Below are 19,366 nucleotides of genomic sequence, written 5' to 3'. Positions count from 1 at the left end.
ATGAAATATTTACTGATTTTTTTACCAATTTTTATCTATGCAAAGAGTTATATAGGTGTAGTTGAACCTGTAAATGAGTTTACAATATATGCTAAAACTTCGGGGGAAATAGTATCTTTGGATAAAAATGATGAGATGAAAATATTAACAAAAGATATTATAAAAATTGACAAAAGCTTAGAAGTTGATACTCTAAAACTATATGAAGAGCAGTTAAAACTATATAATCAAAAGCTTGAGATTATGCAAAGTAATTATGAAAAATACATAACAATAAGAGGAATGAGTAAAGTTGATAAAGATAATAAACTATTGGAGATAATTGACCTAAAAAACTCTATTGCAACTCTTAAAATATCAATTGTAGATTTGAAAAATAGTATTAAAGATAAAACCATAAGTATTAATAATCTATATTTAAAAGAGTTTTTAGTAAATAAATATGATTATTTAACAGCTGGAACAAAGGTTGCTACTGTTTATGATATGTCAAAATCAAAATTAACTGTTTATGTTAATGCTGAAGATTATAAAAACATAAAAAATAAGCTTATATATATTAATGATGTAAAGAGTGATTATAAAATAAATAAAATAGATATTACAACAGATACTACATATATATCTTCTTATAAAACAGAAGTTTTAATAGATTCTAAAGAGTATGGAAAAACTTTGAAAGTGGAGTTTAAAAATGAATAAAAACCTTTTATTTATAACAATTCTTTTCTCTTTTGGCTCTTTAATACAAGCAGAAGAGCTTGAAATCTTATCTCCAACACAAAAGAGTATTTATAATACAAAGAAAAAGATAATAGAAGAGGATAAAAAGATTAATGAAAAGAGTTGGTTGTCTAATATAAATCTAAATAGTTCAATTGTTCGAGATAAGGATGAAAAAGATACAAAAGAATTTTCTCTCTCTTATGAACAACCAATATTCAAATTTGGAGGGATTTTAAATACAATAGATGTTGCAAAGATTCAAGAACAATATGATTTGATGGACTTGAATATAACTTTTATAGAGTATATAAATACAATTTATACTACTGTAGTAAATCTAAAACTTACAGATCTGAATATAGAAAAACAGAAGCTCTCTATTGAGAATAAAACAATTAGTTTAGAGATAATAAAAGCTGAGTATAAAGCAGGTCAAACTGATGTTACAAACCTAAATGACACAATAATGGAAAAAAATGCTTTGGAAGAGGAGTTAGCTGAACAATTAAGAACAAAACAAGAGTATCTTTCTACTCTTTCACAATATACCAAACTTGATTATAAAAAAATTGATATTCCTAATTTGAAATTAAAAGAGTTAGATAGCTATTTAAAAGATTCAAGAGAGATTAAATTAGCTAAATATAATGAAGATATCTCTAAACTAAACTACAAAATCAAAAAAAGTGATTATCTCCCTGAACTTTCATTAACTTCAAACTATGGTTATGATTTTACTAAGTCAGATGGAGAGAATAGTTATAACTATGGAGTTAAGATTTCAATTCCTATAAGTTTTTCTTCAATTAATGAGATTGAAAAATATCAATTAGATTACCTTTTATCTCAAAAGCAAAAAGAGCAAAAAGAGATTGATGAGACTGTTGCATATAATAAAATTATTGAGAATATAAGGAAATATAACAACTCTACAAATATTGCTTCAAAAGATATAAAACTTTATGAAGAGCTTTTAGATAGCGTTAGTCAAGAGTATAATGCAGGATATAAAGCAATTGAAGATGTAGAGATTTTAAGTAATACAAAAAAAATGAGAGAACTTGATGTCGAAATAAACAAACTTAATATTTTAACACAACTAATTGCAATGTATTACTAAGCCTTTTTTACCCATATTTGAGGTATTTTTTTATACTATGACTATTAATTAAACATTTGTATGATAAAATTAATTAATTATATAAGTAAAAGGAGTATGTTATGAATACAAGTATTGTAGGAAGACACATAGAATTAACTGAACCTATTAAAGATTATGTTAATAGTTCAATTGAAATTTTCAAAAAATACAATTTAGATATTATATCTGTAGGTGCGATTATTTCACAAGAAGAGAAAAATGGTAGAAAAGCTTTCACATTTGAATTTACATTAAATATAGCGCATTTAGACACTGTTGTTGTTAAACAAAAAGATAAAGATCTATATTCTGCAATTGATATAGCTGTTGATAGAGTATCTAAAGTTTTAAGAAGACATCACGATAAAATTACAGGGCATAAAGCAACTAAACTTAGTGAAGTTGAAGCAAATGAAATCGAAGATGAAGTTGCTGCACAACTTGAAAAATTCGAAAATGAGATTATTCCTGTAAAAATGGCTTCATACAAACCAATTGACATTGAAGAGGCTTTAAATGCTTTAAAATCAGGTGATGATGTATTTAAAGTGTTCTACGATAAAGATCATAACTTAAGAGTACTATATAAAACAAAAGAACAAGGTATATTTGGATTATACTAAGAGTTTCTAAGAACTCTAAAAAGGTATTAGTCTTTTGGCTAATACCTTTTTTTAATTTAAAAAGGTAATAAGATAGAATGAATAATGAGTTAAAAAAAATTGCTTTAATTGGTCAACCAAATGTTGGAAAGTCATCACTTTTTAATAGAATTGCAAAAAAAAGAATTGCAATAGTATCTGATATGGCAGGAACTACAAGAGATATAAGAAAACATCAAGTTGAGATTTTAGATAGAGATGCAATTATGCTTGATACAGGTGGTATTGATGAAACAAATGATGAGATATTTTCAAATGTAAAAAGAAAAGCAATAGAGTGTGCAAAAGAGGCTGATATAATACTTTTTATGGTTGATGGTAAAAAGATACCTGATGATAAAGATAAAGAACTATTTTATGAGCTTCAAGCACTTAATAAAAAACTTGCATTAGTAGTTAATAAAATTGATAATGACAATGAACTAGAGAGACTTTGGTCTTTTTATGAATTTGGAATTGATGAGGATAATCTTTTTGGTATCTCAGTTTCACATAACAGAGGTACAAAAAAACTTTTTGATTGGATTGCTGTACAACTTCCTCCAAGAGAGGTTGTTGAAGAGCTAAATATTGAAGATGATGAAGATGATTTTCTAGAAGATTTTTTAAATCCTATTGAAGATATTAATGAACAAGCTGAATCTGAAGAGGATGATGAATTAAGAGTAGCAATAATAGGAAGAGTAAATGTTGGTAAATCTTCAATTTTAAATGCACTTGTTGGTGAGGAGAGATCAGTTGTATCTTCAGTTGAAGGAACAACTATTGATCCTGTGGATGAAACTTTTGAATATAATGATAGAAAAATCACTTTTGTTGATACCGCAGGACTTAGAAGAAGAGGTAAAATTGAAGGTATCGAAAAGTTTGCTTTAATGAGAACCAAAGAGATGTTAGAGAAAGCAAATTTAGCTCTACTTGTATTAGATGCTTCTAGAGAACTTGTAGATTTGGATGAAAAAATTGCAGGTTTAGTTGATGAATATGCTTTAGGAACAATTATTGTTTTAAATAAATGGGATGAAAATATGGATACATTCCAAGATTTAGAAGAGAAAGTTAGAAGTAAATTTAAATTTCTTTATTATGCTCCAATAATTGCAGTTTCAGCAAAAACAGGAAGAAGTATAGATAGATTAAAAGATAAATTAATAGAGATTTATGATAACTATTCACAAAGAATACCAACATCAGTATTAAATAAAACTATCGAAACAGCAACAATGAGACATGCTCTTCCAAGTCCATCTGGAAACTACCTTAGAATTTATTATGCTACACAATTTGAAACAAAACCTCCAAGAATCGCATTAATTATGAATAAACCAAACCTTTTACACTTCTCTTATAAGAGATATTTGATAAACTTCTTAAGAGAAAATATGAATTTCGAAGGAACTCCAATTCACATAATTGCTAGAAAAAAAGGTCAAAGGGATTTAAGTGATGAAGAACTTGAGGAGTTTAATTAAAATAGGAGTTAATCCTTGATAAAAATAAATAGTTTAAAAAATGATTTTTTTGGTGGAGTTACAGCTGCTGTTGTAGCTTTGCCTTTGGCTTTAGCGTTTGGTGTAGCAAGTGGAGCTGGACCAACTGCAGGTCTTTATGGTGCGATAGTTTTAGGCTTTTTTGCTTCTTTGTTTGGTGGAGTGCCCACACAAATATCTGGTCCCACTGGACCAATGACAGTAGTTACGGCAACTGCTATTGTAGCTTTTCCAGATGATTTTCAATCTGTTATTAGTGTTATTTTTTTAGCTGGATTGATACAAATCTCTTTTGGTATTATAAAGATTGGTAAATGGGTTAAGTATATTCCTTATCCTGTAATTTCAGGTTTTATGAGTGGAATAGGTATAATTATTATAATTTTGCAGATAAATCCATTTTTAGGTGTTGAATCAAAAGGTTCAATTATCGAGACATTGATTGCTGTTCCTAAAAATTTTGCTATTACAAATATGGATTCAATAATATTGGCTTCAATTACTCTTGTTATAATGTTTTTTACTCCAAAAAAAATCTCTAAGATTATCCCTTCCGCTTTAATTGCTTTAGTTATTGTAACGCTACTATCTTTTTATTTAAACTTTGAAGTACCAACAATAGGTCAAATACCAATGGGATTGCCTGAAATAACTATTCCTACAAAATTTAATATTTTGCAGTTAAATACAATTATTACTCTAGCCATTACCTTGGCTCTTTTAGGATCAATAGATACCCTGTTAACATCGCTTGTTGCAGATTCAATGACAAAAACAAATCATAAGCCAAACAAAGAGTTAATAGCTCAAGGAATAGGGAATGCTCTTTGTTCTTTTGTTGGAGCAATTCCAGGAGCTGGGGCAACAATGAGAACAGTAATAAATATTAAAAGTGGTGGAGAGAGTAGGTTATCTGGAATGATTCACTCTGTTACTTTACTTTTAATTGTACTTTTTTTTGCTCCTTTAGCTTCAAAAATACCACTATCGGTACTTGCTGGTGTATTAATAAAAGTTGGTTTTGATATTTTAGATTACAAATTTTTAAAGATTATGAATAGAATTCCAAAAGTGGATTTATTGATAATGTTAACAGTGTTTTTTTTAACTATCTTTGTAGATTTGATTATGGCTGTTGGTGCAGGTATAACTTTTGCTTCTATAATTGCAATTTATAAAGTATCAAAAAGAACTAGAATGCAGACAAAAAATATGTCTAAAAAGATAAAATTTGACATAAGTATAGACAATAAAGAGACTCAAATTTTAGAGATTGATGGTTCTTTGTTTTTTGGTACAGCATCAATTTTAGATAGAAAAATTGATAAGATTAGACCTCAAACAAAATTTGTTATATTAGATTGTTTGAAAGTACATTTTATAGATCTTTCTGCAATATTTATCATTGAAGAGGAGATAAATAAGTTAAAGGCAAAAGATATTCAAACTATTTTGATACTAAAACACTACCAAAAAAGAAAACTTTTAAAATTAGATGTTAATGACATTTTTAAAAATACAGTTATCGTAAGTAATATTGACAGTGCTGTAAATACAATACAACACAACGAATACAATGAGAATAAATGAGTAAAATCTATCTTTTAAATAACCAAAAATATGAAGGTGTTGAAAATATTGAAGTTTTTAAAATAGATTATATTAATACTTATATAGATTTTTCAAAGTATGACGCACTTATCTTTACATCTAAAAATGCAGTTTTATCATTAGACAAGATTTCAAATGAATGGAAAAATGTTCCAAGTTTTGCAATTGCACAAAAAACTGCTGATATTATAAAAAAGCTTGGTGGAAAAGTTGAATTTATTGGTTCACATGGTCATGGTAATGATTTTGCAGATGAATTAAAATATTTTTTAGTTGGAAGAAAAGCACTTTATATTAGAGCACAGAAAGTAGTATCAAATTTAGTTAAAAAATTAAAAAATAGTCAAATAGATATTTCTGAAGTTATTACTTATAAAACTGTTTGCAATGATAAGATAGATACAAAATTAGAAGAGAATGCAACGATAATTTTTACCTCTCCTTCAAGTGTAGAGTGTTTTTTTAATAAGTTTGAATGGAAAGAGACTTATAAAGCAATTGCAATAGGTAAAACAACAGCAAATTATTTACCTGAGTATGTCAAATATAAGATTAGTGATAAAACTTCAGTTGATGAGTGTATAAAACTTGCTATACTGGGTAGTTTTTAATCTTTAATTCAAAGATAATTAGTTAAAATAAGAGATATCTAAGTAGCGCGGGATTTCCATTGTTGAGGGTCCGATACATTTTTATTGCGGACGATTGTAACTTATATGGTGTGTAGCAGTTATTTCTGCTCCTGAAATATGATTCTCGTCTGCTATCGTTGGCTTTTAGGGCCATTTTGATGGTTAACGACTACTTGGATACATATTTTTATTACTTTTTTTAAGGAAAATCTAGTGAACATTTTAATTCTTGGTAGTGGTGGTAGAGAATACTCTATAGGGTTAGCTATATCTAAAGAGAAAGAGAACCATAACTTATATTTTATGCCTGGAAATGGTGCAACTGATAGTTTAGGAACAAATATTGATATTAAAGATTATAATAAACTAGCAGCATGGGCAAAAGATAATAACATTGATTTAACAATTGTAGGACCAGAAGCTCCTTTAGTAGATGGTGTTGTTGATATTTTCAAAGCAAATGATTTGGTAGTTTTTGGACCAAGTGCAAAAGCAGCACAACTTGAAGGTTCAAAAGTATATATGAAAAATATTTTAAAAAAATATAATATACCAACAGCAGCATTTATAGAGACAAAAAGTGAAAAAGAGGCTCATTCTTTTATTGATACAATGAAGGAACCAATTGTTGTTAAAGCAGATGGTTTATGTGCAGGAAAAGGTGTAATAATTGCTCAAACAAAAGATGAAGCTAAAAAAGCAGCTACTGATATGTTAAGTGGTGAATCTTTTGGTGATGCAGGAACTTCAATTGTTGTTGAAGAGTATCTTGATGGATATGAATTATCAATATTTGCAATTTGTGATGGAGAAAATTATAAAATATTGCCTGCTGCACAAGATCATAAAAGAGTGGGGGATGGCGATACTGGTCCTAATACTGGAGGGATGGGTGCTTATGCTCCAACACCACTTGTAAATGATGAAATTTATAAAAAAGTTGAAGAGAGAGTTGTAAAACCAACATTAAAAGGAATGCAACAAGAGGGAGCACCTTTTGAAGGTGTACTTTTTATTGGCGTTATGGTAGTAAAAGGTGAGCCAATAATTTTAGAGTATAATGTAAGATTTGGTGATCCAGAGTGTGAAATTCTTATGCCTCTTCTTGAAACGCCAGTTTCAGAACTTTTTTATAAAGGGGCAACTAAACAATTAGATAAACTAGATATCAAAATCAAAAATGAGTTTGGTGTTGCAGTTGTTATGGCAAGTGCAAACTACCCTTACAGCTCTTCTGCGCCAGCTGAAATTATCGTTGATGAAATAGTTGATGAAGAGATTTTAAATAATACTCATATTTCATATGCAGGTGTTTCAAAAGAGGATGGAAAACTTTTTGCAACAGGAGGAAGAGTTTTACTTTGTGTAGGATTCGGAACTACTATTAAACAAGCTAGAGATAGAGCATATAAACTTTGTGGACAAGTACATTTTGCAGGTAAGAAATGTAGAACAGATATTGCATATCAAGCCTTAAAATAAATAGTTGTCTAAATATGAATAAGAGCGAGAACTTAGAACTAGCTAGTATAAGATCACGGGCTTTTGCCTTTGTTATTGATGATTTTTTAGTCACTTTAATTGTTATTTTAATATATTGGGATAAAATAGCAATTGCAGGTGATGATGTAATGTCAGCATTAATTATTATGAATGACTTTATTTTACAAGTACTTTTTTTGAAATTTTTATATCAATCTTTTTTTGTCTGGTATTATGGGGCAACAGTTGGTAAAATAGTTACAAAGATAAAAGTAATTGACTTCTATAATTTTGGAAAAGTTTCTATCACTTCTGCAATGTTAAGATCAATTTTTAGAATAGTAAGTGAAATGTTTTTTTATATTGGATTTATATTCGCATTTTTCAATGATGGAAGACAAACATTTCATGATAAATTAGGAAGGACATTAGTAGTCAATGCTTAAAAAAACACTATTACTATTTATTCTCTCTTTATCTTTCTTATATGCAGAAGTAGAAAGATTTCAAATAATCTCTAATGATTTAGTTACAAAAAATGATATTGTTATTGCAACAGGAAATGTTGTTGCTTTTTCTCCAACTTATTATATAACTGCACAAAAAGCGATTTATGATAAAAACAAAGGTACTTTTGAACTTTTTGATGATGTTGTTATTTTAAGAAATAATAATATTCAAATGAATAGTAATTATGCATTTTTGGATTTAAATACAAATGACATGTATCAAAAACCAAGTATCTATTTTGAAGATTCTAGTTCAATTTGGATTAGTTCGAAAGATTCACAAAGAAAAGGGGATATTGTTTATATTGAAGATTCTATCCTTTCTAGTTGTGATTGTGTGGATCCTGATTGGAGTATAAAGTTTAGTAGTGCAGATTATGATACAAAAGATAAATGGATAAATGCATATAATTCAAGACTCTATTTTAAAAATGTCCCATTATTATATTTCCCATATTTTGGTTTTTCAACAGATAGAACAAGAAGGACTGGACTTTTATTTCCTACTGTAGGTTATTCAAGTACTGAAGGTGCATATTATGCACAACCACTATTTATTGCTCCTGCTCAAAACTATGATTTTGAATTAGTTCCTCAAATTAGGACAAGTAGAGGGGCAGGATTTTACGCATATTTCAGATATGCTGATTCAATTAATTCTATGCTTAGTTTAAGTGCAGGTTTTTTTAAAGAAAAAGAAACATATCAAAAAGAGCATAAACTTAGAAATGATAACCATAACGGTGTAGATTTAAATTATGTAAGAAATAGCATTTTGTCTCCTAACAAACTTGGATATAATGATGGTTTATATGTAGATATAAATTACTTAAATGATAGTGAATATAAAACTTTAGAAGTTGCTGGTGATGAAAACTCAATTACTGAAAAAGTTGAATCAAAAATCAACTATATTTACAATACTCCAAGCTATTTTTTAGGTTCATATTTTAGATACTATATTGATGTTTCAAAAGAGTCAAATACAAGTACAATGCAAGAATTACCAAAACTTCAAGCTCACTCATATACAAAACCAATTTTTTTAGATAAATTAGTTTACTCAACTGATATTAAATATACTAACCATACTAGAGAAAAAGGAATTAAGGCACAACAATATGAATTAAGTCTACCAGTTTCATATTCTCAATCATTTTTTAACAATTATGTTAATTTAATATTAAAACATGAATTTTTAGTTAATAGATATAGTTATTCAGAAGCTTCAAAAAACTTTGATGATGGTACATATGTAGAATCAAAAAGTACAATCTCATTAAATAGTGATTTAGTTAAACCTTATGAAAATTATATACATACAATTAACTTGTTTGCAAATTTAAACAAAGTTGAAGAGATTGAAAAAGATGGTTATTTATATAATATAACCACTACAGATTCTGAATTACAACCTTTTACAATCGATAGAGGTGAAAATAGTTTAGAATTAGGGATCAATCACTCTTTTTATGATAGAGAAACCTTGCAACAAATAGTAAACCATAAGTTAAAAGAAGTGATTTTATATGATAATATAAGTGACTTAAGAACTAGTTATATTGAAAATGAGATTATTTATAACTATATTTTAGGTTCAATTAGTAATAGATTAGTTTATGACTATCAATACAGAAAAGTTGCAGAAAGTTCATCATCATTCTCTTTATCTTATGAGAATTTCTATCTACTATTAGGACATTACCTTACAAAAAACACTCCAAATTTACAAAAAGAAGATTTAGAGTCATATCAAGTTGAAGCAAAGTATAGATTTTCAGATAAATATTCTGTATCTTATTATACAAATTACAATTTATTAGATAATTTAAGAACAAAACAGGGATTAAAATTTAGAATTAGTGAAAGCTGTTGGGATTTAGATATTAAGTTTGAAAAAGAGTTAATTGCAACTTCTAGTACAGACCATAGTTCTATAACACAAAATGCATTTTATCTACAACTATATCTAAAACCAATTGGTGGTATAACACAAAAATATACCTATAATAATGAGGAAAATGTTAATTAAATATGACACCTGATAAAATATATTTTAAAAATAGAGAAGTCGCAGCATACAGACTTATTGATATTTTGCCAATAAATAAGATGAAACTAGAAGAGTGGATTGTTATTTCAACTTCATATAATGCTCTACCCATTGCAAAAATAGTAGCAAATGAACTTGATGCAAAAATGGATTTGATGTTTTCTAGAAAAATCTATGCACCAAATAATGATGAGTGCGAAATAGCAATTGTAACCGAGAGTGAAGAGGTAGTAATTCATGAAGAGTTAGTAAAAGCATTTGAGATAAGCCTAGATTTTGTATTTTCAAAATCTAGATATATCTATGATAACGAATTAACTACTTGTGTTAATAAGTTTAGAGAAGGTAAAAAGCTAGAAGATTTAGAGAATAAAAATGTTCTTTTAGTTGATGAAGGATTAAATACAAGTTTAACTATGATGGCTTGTATTAAAACAGCTATTCATTTAGGTGCTAAATCTGTGTCTGTTGCAATACCAATATTGCCGACTGCAAGTATTCAGACAATTGAGTCTATAGCAGATGATTTATATTATGTTAAGAATCTAGATCATTTTATTTCAATAGATTTTTATTATGACGAATTAGAAGAGATAACATATGATGAAATTAAAAATTATAAAGGATAAATTTTATGTCAACAGTTTGTGAATTTGAGTTAAATGGAAAACAAGAAATTTTTGAGTTTGGGAAAGTTGCCAAACAAGCTAATGGATCAGTATTAGCAAAATTAGGGAATGCTGTTGTATTAGCTACAGTTGTTAGTGAATTTGACAATCCTGTTGAAGAAGATTTTACACCTTTGACTGTACAATATGTAGAGAAGACTTATGCTTCTGCTAAACTTCCAGGTGGTTTTATAAAAAGAGAAGCAAAACCTAGTGATTTTGAAACATTAACTTCAAGAGTTATTGATAGAAGTTTAAGACCACTATTCCCAAAAGGGTATGTTTATCCTACAACAATAACTGTTATGGTTTTAAGTGCAGACAAAAATGTTGATTTACAAGTTTTAGCTTTAAATGCTGCAAGTGCTGCATTGTATACTTCTAATCTCCCAATAAAAAAATCAGTTGTTGGAGTTAGAGTTGCAAAAGTTGAAGGAGAATATATTGTTAATCCTAATTCTGAACAGCTTAATGAATCAACTTTAGACCTTTATGTTGCTGGAACTAAAGAAGAGTTATTAATGATAGAGATGAAAGCTATTTCATCTGAAGAGATGGTTGAAATCGATATTGAAGCTTTTACAAAAGTTCATAAAACAAACGAAATGTCTGAAGATGAACTAGTTGAAGCAATTTCAGTAGCTCAAAATGCGTTAAAAGCATCAAATGAAACTTATGAAATAGGGTTTCAATCAGTTTCAAAAGAGGCTGTTGAAATTAAATTAGTTGAATTTACAATAGATGAAGCTGTTATAAAACATGTAAGAGATAATTATTTAGAAGAGATAAAATTTGCTTTACAAAAATTAGCAAAAAGTGAAAGAGCAACTGAACTTAAAGATGTATCTAAAAAGATTATGGCTGATACTTATTGCAGTTCAAATGGGATTGAATTTTCAACTATTTATGAAGCAGTTTCTTTAGTTAAAAGAGAAGTTGTAAGAGCAATGATTGTAAATGATAAAGTTAGAGCTGACGGAAGAGGTTTAAAAGAGGTTAGACCAATTACTATTGAAACAAATATTTTACCATCTGCTCACTCTTCATGCCTTTTTACAAGAGGTGAAACTCAAGCATTAGTTGTTGGAACTTTAGCAGGAACTAAAGATGGTCAAATGTATGAAGTGTTGACTGAAAAATCAACTAGAGTGGAAAACTTTATGGTTCACTACAATTTTCCAGGTTTCTCTGTTGGTGAAGCAAAACCTATGTTTGGGGTAGGAAGAAGAGAGCTAGGACATGGTAACTTAGCTAAAAAAGCACTTGAAGCAACTATAGATAAGGATTATGAAGATACAGTAAGACTTGTTTCTGAAATTTTAGAGTCAAATGGATCTTCTTCTATGGCAACAGTTTGTGGAGGTTCTTTGGCTCTTAAAGCAGCAGGTGTTCCTGTATCAAGTCTTGTTGCTGGTGTTGCAATGGGAATGGTTGTTGAAGGTAATAATTACTCTGTATTAACTGATATTATGGGATTAGAAGATCATGATGGTGATATGGATTTTAAAGTTGCTGGAACTAAAGAAGGGATAACAGCTCTTCAAATGGATATCAAACTTGGTGGAATAGAGTTATCAGTATTAAGAGAAGCACTATATCAAGCAAAAGAGGGTAGGGAACATATTTTAGGTATTATGGAAGAAGCTGCACTAGAAATTGTACCAAGTGAAGCATTACCTTTAGTTGAACAATTTGCAATTGATCCAAGTAAAATTATGGTTGTTATAGGTAAAGCTGGTTCGACTATTAAAGAGATTATTGAAAAATTCTCTGTATCTATTGATTTAGATAGAGACAGTGGAAATGTAAAAGTAAGTGGTGAAAATAAACAAAATGTATTAGATGCTTGTGAACACATTAAATCTATTTCAAGTAGTTCTAGAAGAGACAATGACAAAAAGAGTATTGACTTTGAAAAACTTTATGAAATAGATGAAGTTTTAACAGGGAAAGTAGTTAGAATTACGGACTTTGGAGCATTTGTTGAATTACCAAAAGGTGGAGAAGGGCTTCTTCATATATCTAAGCTTTCTAAAGAAAGAGTTACAAGAGTTGAAGATGTTTTAAAAGTTGAAGATAATGTTGAAATTAAGGTTTTAAAAGTTAAAAAAGATAGAATAGAATTAGCTTTAAATGGTATTTAAAATCTTAAAGTTAATTTAATATTTCTTTAGTTAAGATAGATAAAATAATATTTTTTTAAAAAATACAAGGGGTTTTTATGGCTAAACTTTTAATCGTGGATGATTCAACAATGTTAAGAGATATGCTGAATTATGCACTTAATGAAGGTGGTTATAATGATGTGATTGAGGCAGTAGATGGAGTTGATGGTTTACAAAAAGCTAAAGCTACTACATTTGACTTAATCATTACTGATGTTAACATGCCAAATATGGACGGATTAACACTAATTGGTGAGCTAAGAAAATTACCTGCATATGCAAGTAGACCAATTTTAGTATTAACTACTGAAAGAAGTGATGAAATGAAAGCAAAAGGTAAAGCTGCAGGAGCTACTGGTTGGATTGTTAAACCATTTGTTCCAGAACAACTATTAAAAGCAGTTAATATAGTATTAAGTAGATAATAAAAAGGTTTAATTATGTCTGGTTTTGATATTTCTAAATATAGAGAAATGTTCCTAGAAGAGGCTGAAGAGTTATTTGAATCAGCTGATAATGTTTTGCTTGAAGCAGAAAACAATGGATCATTAACTGATGAAGAGATGGGACAACTATTTAGAGATGTACACACCCTAAAAGGTAGTGGTGCATCTGTTGAGTTGTCGATGTTTGCAGAATTTACCCATAATGTTGAAAACATGATGGATAAGCTTAGAAATCATGAAATTGAATTCAAACCAGAAATGGCAAGTACTTTAATTGATGGTTTAGATGTAATGAAAGAACTTCTAGATTTAGAAGTTGCTGAGGAGTTAACAAGAGAAACTTTTGAAGAATTAACTGCTGACTTGTTAATTGATATTAAAGCTTATATTAATGGAAAAGTTCCAGAAACAACAGCTGCAGCTGAGCCTGTAAAAGAAGAAAAGACAGTATCTACCCCTGCATCTAAAACTGTGGCAAAAACTTCTAATGATGATATAGGTTTATATGATTCAGATATTAATGATAGTAAATTTAATGTTTCATATGGATTTTTCAAAGATGATGAAATTGGTCATGAAACAGAAAATAGTAATTATGGATTTTTTGATGAAGAGTTAGATAAAAGAATTAGTACTGAAGCTCTTCCTGTAATTACTCATAATGAGAATGAAGATTTTGGATTTTTTGATGATATGCCAAATATAACTCCTGACGCTAAACTTCAAGGAAATAATTCTGATCAAAAAGAGGCTATTTCAGCAACTCAAACTAGAAAAGAACCTGCAAAAAAAGTTGAAGAACAACCAAAAGATGGAGAAGAAACAGAAGAGGCTTCATCTCCAAGAAGAACTCCAAGAGCAGCAACTGGTGCTGCAGCAAAAGAAGAAAAAGATAAAAAAGCTTCAGCTTCGAATAATATTAGAGTAAATCTAGATAAAATTGATTTATTAATGAATAATGTTGGAGATCTAGTTATCACAAATGCTATGTTAACACAGTTTACAAGCTCTATTGAGGATACAAAAACAAGAAATGCAGTATTAGAGAGATTAGAATTGCTTGAACGACATATTAGAGATATGCAAGATTCAATTATGAGTATAAGAATGGTTCCTATGGAATCTATTTACTCAAAATTCCCTAAAGTTGTTAGAGATATTTCTAAAAAACTTAATAAAAAAGTTGAATTTAAACATTATGGAGATAATGTTGAGATAGATAAAGCAATGATTGAAGGTTTAACTGACCCATTAATGCATATTATTAGAAACTCACTTGATCATGGTTTAGAGACTCCTGATGTTAGAAAATCAAGTGGAAAAGATGAAACGGGATCTATTACTATTTCAGCAGAGCAAGCTAATGGTCAAATGATTATCACAATTGAAGATGATGGGAAAGGTATTGACTGTGAAAGAGTTGCACAAAAAGCTCTAGATCAAGGACAAATTGATGAAAATCAATATAATACAATGAGTGATAATGAAAAAGCTATGTTAGTTTTTGGCGCAGGTGTTTCAACAGCAGAAAAAATTACTGATATCTCTGGAAGAGGTGTTGGAATGGACGTTGTTAAAACAAATATTCAAAAACTGGGTGGAGCAATTAAACTAGATACTGAACTTGGAAAAGGTACAGTTATAACAATTATGCTTCCTCTAACATTGGCAATTCTAGATGGACTTGATATTGCAGTTGGAGATCAAAAATATATTTTACCATTAAGTTCTATTGTTGAATCATTGCAACCAACTTCAGATATGATCAAAAAAATTGGTGATGGTTCTCAAGATCTTTTAATGTTAAGAGAAGAGTTTATCCCTGTAGTAAGATTACATCAACTTTTTGGTGTTGATCCAACATTTGAAAAACTTGAAGATGGAATGCTTATTGTTGTAAAATCAGGTACACAAAAAGTTGCAATTTCAATTGATGAATTCTTAAATCAGCATCAAGTTGTAGTTAAACCTTTAGATAAAAACTTTAGAAGTGTTGAAGGTATTGGTGCTGCAACAGTTAGAGGAGATGGAAGTATTGGCTTGATTCTCGATGTTTTAGGAATCATTAATGCTCAAATAAAAATCGAAAAAGATTTGAACAACTTAATGCAAAAAGCATCGTGAGGTTGAATGAGCAGTAGTAATGATTTACACGACAGAGTAAAAAAAATTCTTTATTCTTTAACAGGAATTTCTCTGTCGGAAAATAAAGATATTATGATTGCAAATAGGCTTCATAAGTTAAAAAGAGATACAAGATATGATGGTGATATAGAAGAGCTTTTGGATGCAGTAGAAGAGGGCTCTTTTACAATGGAGTTTATTAACTCTTTCACTACCAATAAAACACATTTTTTTAGAGAAGATTTCCACTTTGCAGACTTAAAAGATAGAGTTTTACCTATCTTTGCTAAAAATTCACAACAAATTAAAATGTATTGTTCTGCTTCTTCTACGGGTGAAGAACCATATTCTATGGCAATGACTGTTTTAGAAGCTAGTGAAGAGTGTGGGAAAAATATCAATGCAACAATTTTAGCTACAGATATTGATACAAATGTATTACAATATGCTGCAAATGGTGTTTATAGATATTCAAAATCTTCTAAAGAGTTTCCTTCATGGTTAAAACCTTCAAAATATTTTAAAAGAAGAGTTCAAAAAACACTTGCAAGTGAAGAGATTTTAATAAAAGTAAAACCTGAATTACAAAAAATGGTTACGTTTAAGGTGATGAACTTAAACGATCCTTCATATCCATATCAAAAAGATTATTTTGATGTAATTTTTTGCAGAAATGTGTTAATCTATTTTTCAAATGAAGATCAAAATAAAATTTTGAAAAAACTTTTTTCTCATTTGAAAATTGGTGGTACATTATATCTTGGACATTCAGAGAATCCACAGGATCTTATAAGTTGTGTTGAAAGAGTAGGGCAAAACATTTTTATCAAAAGAAAGGATTTTTATTGATAATTATAGGGCATAAAGATGGAAGCATTGAAAAAGCTTCTTTATCAAGATTTACTCAAAAAACTAAGGGTTTTAATACTCATACAATAATTGGTGGTGAATTTGCAGTTGGTCCTGATGATGATTTTATTGCATTTAAAACACTTCTTGGGTCTTGTGTTGCAATTATGTTCTATGATAAAGTAAGAAAAATAAAAGGTATGAATCACTTTTTATTGCCAACAACAAATAGTACAAATGATGATATGAAATATGGTTTATACTCAGTAGAAGCAATGCTAAATGAGATGTATAAACTTGGATGTAGCAAATCAAATATGCAAGCTAAGATTTCTGGTGGGGCTGATATTATGCAACTAAATATGAATATGATTAACTCTATTGGACATAGAAATGTTGAGTTTGCAAAAGATTTTTGTAAGTCTGAAGGGTTTAAGATTGTAAGTGAACACACAAGAGGTGAACATGGTAGATTAATCCTTTTGACTGATGATTTTCAAACTTTTATAAAAGTAACTCAAAAATCTGAAACTGATAAGAAAATCTTTAAAGAGGAAAAAGCTCTTCAAACTGAAATTACAAAAGCTCCAGTTATTAAAGAGTATGTTGGTGGTGTTGATTTATTTGGAGCTGATAAAGTTCAAGTTGAACCAGAGATGGAAATTGAACTTTTTTAAAAATAGGGTGGATAGTTTATGTATACAGTGCTAGTAATTGATGATTCAGCTTCAATGAGAAGAATTATAAAAGATATGATAAATGGTATCGATGAATTTGAGGTTATTGCAGAAGCTGTTGATGCATATGATGCACGAGAAAAAATTAAAGAGTATGAACCAGATTTAGTAACAATTGATATTAATATGCCAAAAATGAATGGTGTTACATTTTTAAGAAACCTTATGCGTTTACATCCAATGCCTGCCGTTGTTATATCAGGAGAGAGTGTAAGGGGAAATGATATTTTTGATGATGGTGCGGTAGGGTTTATAAGTAAACCAGAATCAGGTGAACCTATGTCGAGTTTTGCTGCAAGAATAAAAGAAAATTTATTAAATTTAACTTTTCTCTTAAAAAGATATACACAAAAGAAACCAAATCCTATGAAAACAGTTACAAGTGCCAAAGCAAAAGAGATAGATAGAAAAATACATCCAGATGAAGTTATCCCATCATTTCCTGCAAGGCTAGGGGGTAGTAAGGTTATAGCTATTGGATCATCAACAGGTGGTGTTGAATCACTCTTAAGGGTCTTTAATGGTTTAACAAATGATTTACCTCCAATACTAATTACTCAACATATACCTTATGGTTTTTCAAAATCTTTTGCAGATAGATTAAATAATAGCTCTAAATTAACTGTACATGAGGCAACAGATGGGATGATTTTGGAAAAAGGTCATGCTTATTTGGCACCTGGAAATATGCATTTAACCATTGAAAAATGTAGTGCAGGGTATAGAACAAAGCTCCTTGATACAGTAAAAGTTAGCCATCATAGACCAAGTGTTGATGTTCTTTTTAGATCTGTTAATAATGTCGTTGGTAGTGGTGCTATGGCTGTAATGATGACAGGAATGGGTGATGATGGAAGTATTGCAATGAAAGAACTACATGATAATGGAGCATATACAATTGCCCAAAATGAAGAGAGTTGTGTCGTGTTTGGAATGCCAGCAAAAGCTATTCAAAAAGGTGCAGTAAAAGATATTGTTCATTTAAATGATATTGCACAATATATTATAGATTTTAGTAAAGGGAAGATAAGATAGTATTCCCCTTGAATAGTATAGATATTAGTTTGAAAATTATGGTTATCAATTTTAGCTATTATTAAGCTAAAAACGAATAAAATTAAAATTGAAATCAAGGTAAAGACCTCCACGTTTTTACTAAAAAAATAACCTACGCAAATAGGTTTTAAATTAAAGGGAAAAGTTGCCGCTTTTTCCTTTTTTTATTTCTTAACTTTATCAGGGTTATATAACCCAAGAAAGCAAATCAAATCTTCATCATCTAAGTTTAACAAAACTTCTCTTAAAACTTTAGCCCTTGTCAAGCCGTATTTAGCCTTTAAAATTCTTCCTTTTGATTGTATTTTTAATATTTCTTTGTTTGTTAGGACTATGCTAAAGTCTAGTTTACCCTTAGTGTCAGGCTCGGCAATACGGTCAAGCCTTTTCTTTTGCATTTTAAAAAACTTATCTTGATTCTTCAATCGGTCGAATTTTCTCTTAGTTGACATTTTAAAACCTTATATCTTTGATTTTCCTTAATAAACTGTTTATTTTAAATAACAAATGTGTAAACATTGTATATTATACCATAGAGCAAATTTTGCCTTAACCCTAGAGCAAATTTTGCCTTAACCCTAGAGCAAATTTTGCTCTATCTTCTTTAATATAGTATAAGCTTAAGAAGGAACTAAATGACTAAGCTTACTATAACTATATTAATGATTTATTTTGCAAGAGTTATCGCACCCCGTTGGGGTTGCTCTGTCTCACTTCGCTGCGCTTCGTTCGACGTGTTCCTCCGCCTACGGCTCCGTAACACTTTTAAAAGGTGATTTATGCCCCATGCGGGGCAAAATCGTTGTTTTTGAACTCGCCTATGGCTCGTGAAAAGGTGTTTTTCTATCGAAAAACCTTTTTTTAATAGTATCTTCTATGAGAAGATATGAGAAAATCTCATATCTTCATTTTAAAAGGTTTTAACTATTTACCTTAGTCTTACCATTAAATTAACATTATTGATTGAAATTGATATGTTTTTGTTCTTGTATGACTATATTTTAAAGTGTAATTT

Annotated in this window: 17 protein-coding genes; 16 read left to right on the top strand and 1 reads right to left on the bottom strand. The window is 29.3% G+C overall.

The genetic code is table 11. The features are described from left to right. The 16 genes from AEBR_RS07985 to AEBR_RS07910 all read left to right on the top strand — a co-directional run bounded on the left by AEBR_RS07985 (position 1) and on the right by AEBR_RS07910 (position 18,330). A complete protein-coding gene (locus tag AEBR_RS07985; RefSeq protein WP_129087850.1) occupies positions 1-702 on the top strand; it encodes an HlyD family secretion protein in 702 nt (233 codons plus the stop codon). Continuing rightward, a complete protein-coding gene (locus tag AEBR_RS07980; protein ID WP_129087851.1) occupies positions 695-1,846 on the top strand; it encodes a TolC family protein in 1,152 nt (383 codons plus the stop codon). Before AEBR_RS07985 ends, AEBR_RS07980 begins: the two co-directional genes overlap by 8 nt. Before the next feature lie 101 nt (positions 1,847-1,947). Continuing rightward, the gene (gene hpf / locus AEBR_RS07975) at positions 1,948-2,490 is read left to right on the top strand and encodes a ribosome hibernation-promoting factor, HPF/YfiA family (RefSeq protein WP_128978229.1); all 543 of its coding nucleotides are present in this window, start codon (positions 1,948-1,950) and stop codon (positions 2,488-2,490) included. Between the two features lie 77 nt (positions 2,491-2,567). Continuing rightward, a complete protein-coding gene (gene der, locus AEBR_RS07970) occupies positions 2,568-4,001 on the top strand; it encodes a ribosome biogenesis GTPase Der (protein ID WP_129087852.1) in 1,434 nt (477 codons plus the stop codon). Positions 4,002-4,016: 15 nt separating this feature from the next. Then, positions 4,017-5,609, top strand: coding sequence for a SulP family inorganic anion transporter (locus tag AEBR_RS07965; protein WP_129087853.1), 1,593 nt, complete (start codon positions 4,017-4,019; stop codon positions 5,607-5,609). Then, the gene (locus AEBR_RS07960) at positions 5,606-6,241 is read left to right on the top strand and encodes a uroporphyrinogen-III synthase (RefSeq protein ID WP_129087854.1); all 636 of its coding nucleotides are present in this window, start codon (positions 5,606-5,608) and stop codon (positions 6,239-6,241) included. The genes AEBR_RS07965 and AEBR_RS07960 overlap by 4 nt, the downstream gene beginning before the upstream one ends. 234 nt (positions 6,242-6,475) lie before the next feature. Further along, positions 6,476-7,744: a phosphoribosylamine--glycine ligase gene (gene purD, locus AEBR_RS07955; protein ID WP_129087855.1), complete on the top strand. Its 1,269-nt coding sequence runs from the start codon at positions 6,476-6,478 to the stop codon at positions 7,742-7,744. Between the two features lie 14 nt (positions 7,745-7,758). Beyond that, positions 7,759-8,190: an RDD family protein gene (locus AEBR_RS07950; protein ID WP_128978238.1), complete on the top strand. Its 432-nt coding sequence runs from the start codon at positions 7,759-7,761 to the stop codon at positions 8,188-8,190. Beyond that, on the top strand, positions 8,183-10,285 hold the full coding sequence (locus AEBR_RS07945; RefSeq protein ID WP_129087856.1) for an LPS-assembly protein LptD: 2,103 nt from the start codon (positions 8,183-8,185) through the stop codon (positions 10,283-10,285). The genes AEBR_RS07950 and AEBR_RS07945 overlap by 8 nt, the downstream gene beginning before the upstream one ends. Positions 10,286-10,287: 2 nt before the next feature. Next, a complete protein-coding gene (locus tag AEBR_RS07940; protein ID WP_128978242.1) occupies positions 10,288-10,935 on the top strand; it encodes a phosphoribosyltransferase in 648 nt (215 codons plus the stop codon). Between the two features lie 5 nt (positions 10,936-10,940). Then, positions 10,941-13,118: a polyribonucleotide nucleotidyltransferase gene (locus tag AEBR_RS07935; protein WP_129087857.1), complete on the top strand. Its 2,178-nt coding sequence runs from the start codon at positions 10,941-10,943 to the stop codon at positions 13,116-13,118. 77 nt (positions 13,119-13,195) lie between these two features. Then, positions 13,196-13,564, top strand: a complete 369-nt coding sequence (locus AEBR_RS07930; protein WP_128978246.1) for a response regulator — start codon at positions 13,196-13,198, stop codon at positions 13,562-13,564. Positions 13,565-13,579: 15 nt separating this feature from the next. Then, on the top strand, positions 13,580-15,709 hold the full coding sequence (locus tag AEBR_RS07925) for a chemotaxis protein CheA (RefSeq protein ID WP_129087858.1): 2,130 nt from the start codon (positions 13,580-13,582) through the stop codon (positions 15,707-15,709). A 6-nt stretch (positions 15,710-15,715) separates the two neighbouring features. Then, on the top strand, positions 15,716-16,558 hold the full coding sequence (locus tag AEBR_RS07920; RefSeq protein WP_129087859.1) for a CheR family methyltransferase: 843 nt from the start codon (positions 15,716-15,718) through the stop codon (positions 16,556-16,558). Next, entirely contained in the window at positions 16,555-17,235 is a 681-nt protein-coding gene (locus AEBR_RS07915) for a chemotaxis protein CheD (protein WP_129087860.1), read from the top strand. Before AEBR_RS07920 ends, AEBR_RS07915 begins: the two co-directional genes overlap by 4 nt. Positions 17,236-17,253: 18 nt before the next feature. Beyond that, positions 17,254-18,330, top strand: a complete 1,077-nt coding sequence (locus AEBR_RS07910; RefSeq protein WP_128978255.1) for a protein-glutamate methylesterase/protein-glutamine glutaminase — start codon at positions 17,254-17,256, stop codon at positions 18,328-18,330. 185 nt (positions 18,331-18,515) lie between these two features. On the opposite strand, the gene AEBR_RS07905 is transcribed toward AEBR_RS07910, so the two are convergent. Next, positions 18,516-18,803, bottom strand: coding sequence for a hypothetical protein (locus AEBR_RS07905; protein ID WP_129087861.1), 288 nt, complete (start codon positions 18,801-18,803; stop codon positions 18,516-18,518). Between the last annotated feature and the right edge of the window lie 563 nt (positions 18,804-19,366).

The sequence above is a fragment of the Halarcobacter ebronensis genome (assembly GCF_013201825.1).
Classification (GTDB): Bacteria; Campylobacterota; Campylobacteria; order Campylobacterales; family Arcobacteraceae; genus Halarcobacter; species Halarcobacter ebronensis.
This window is presented reverse-complemented; position numbering and strand designations above follow the sequence as displayed.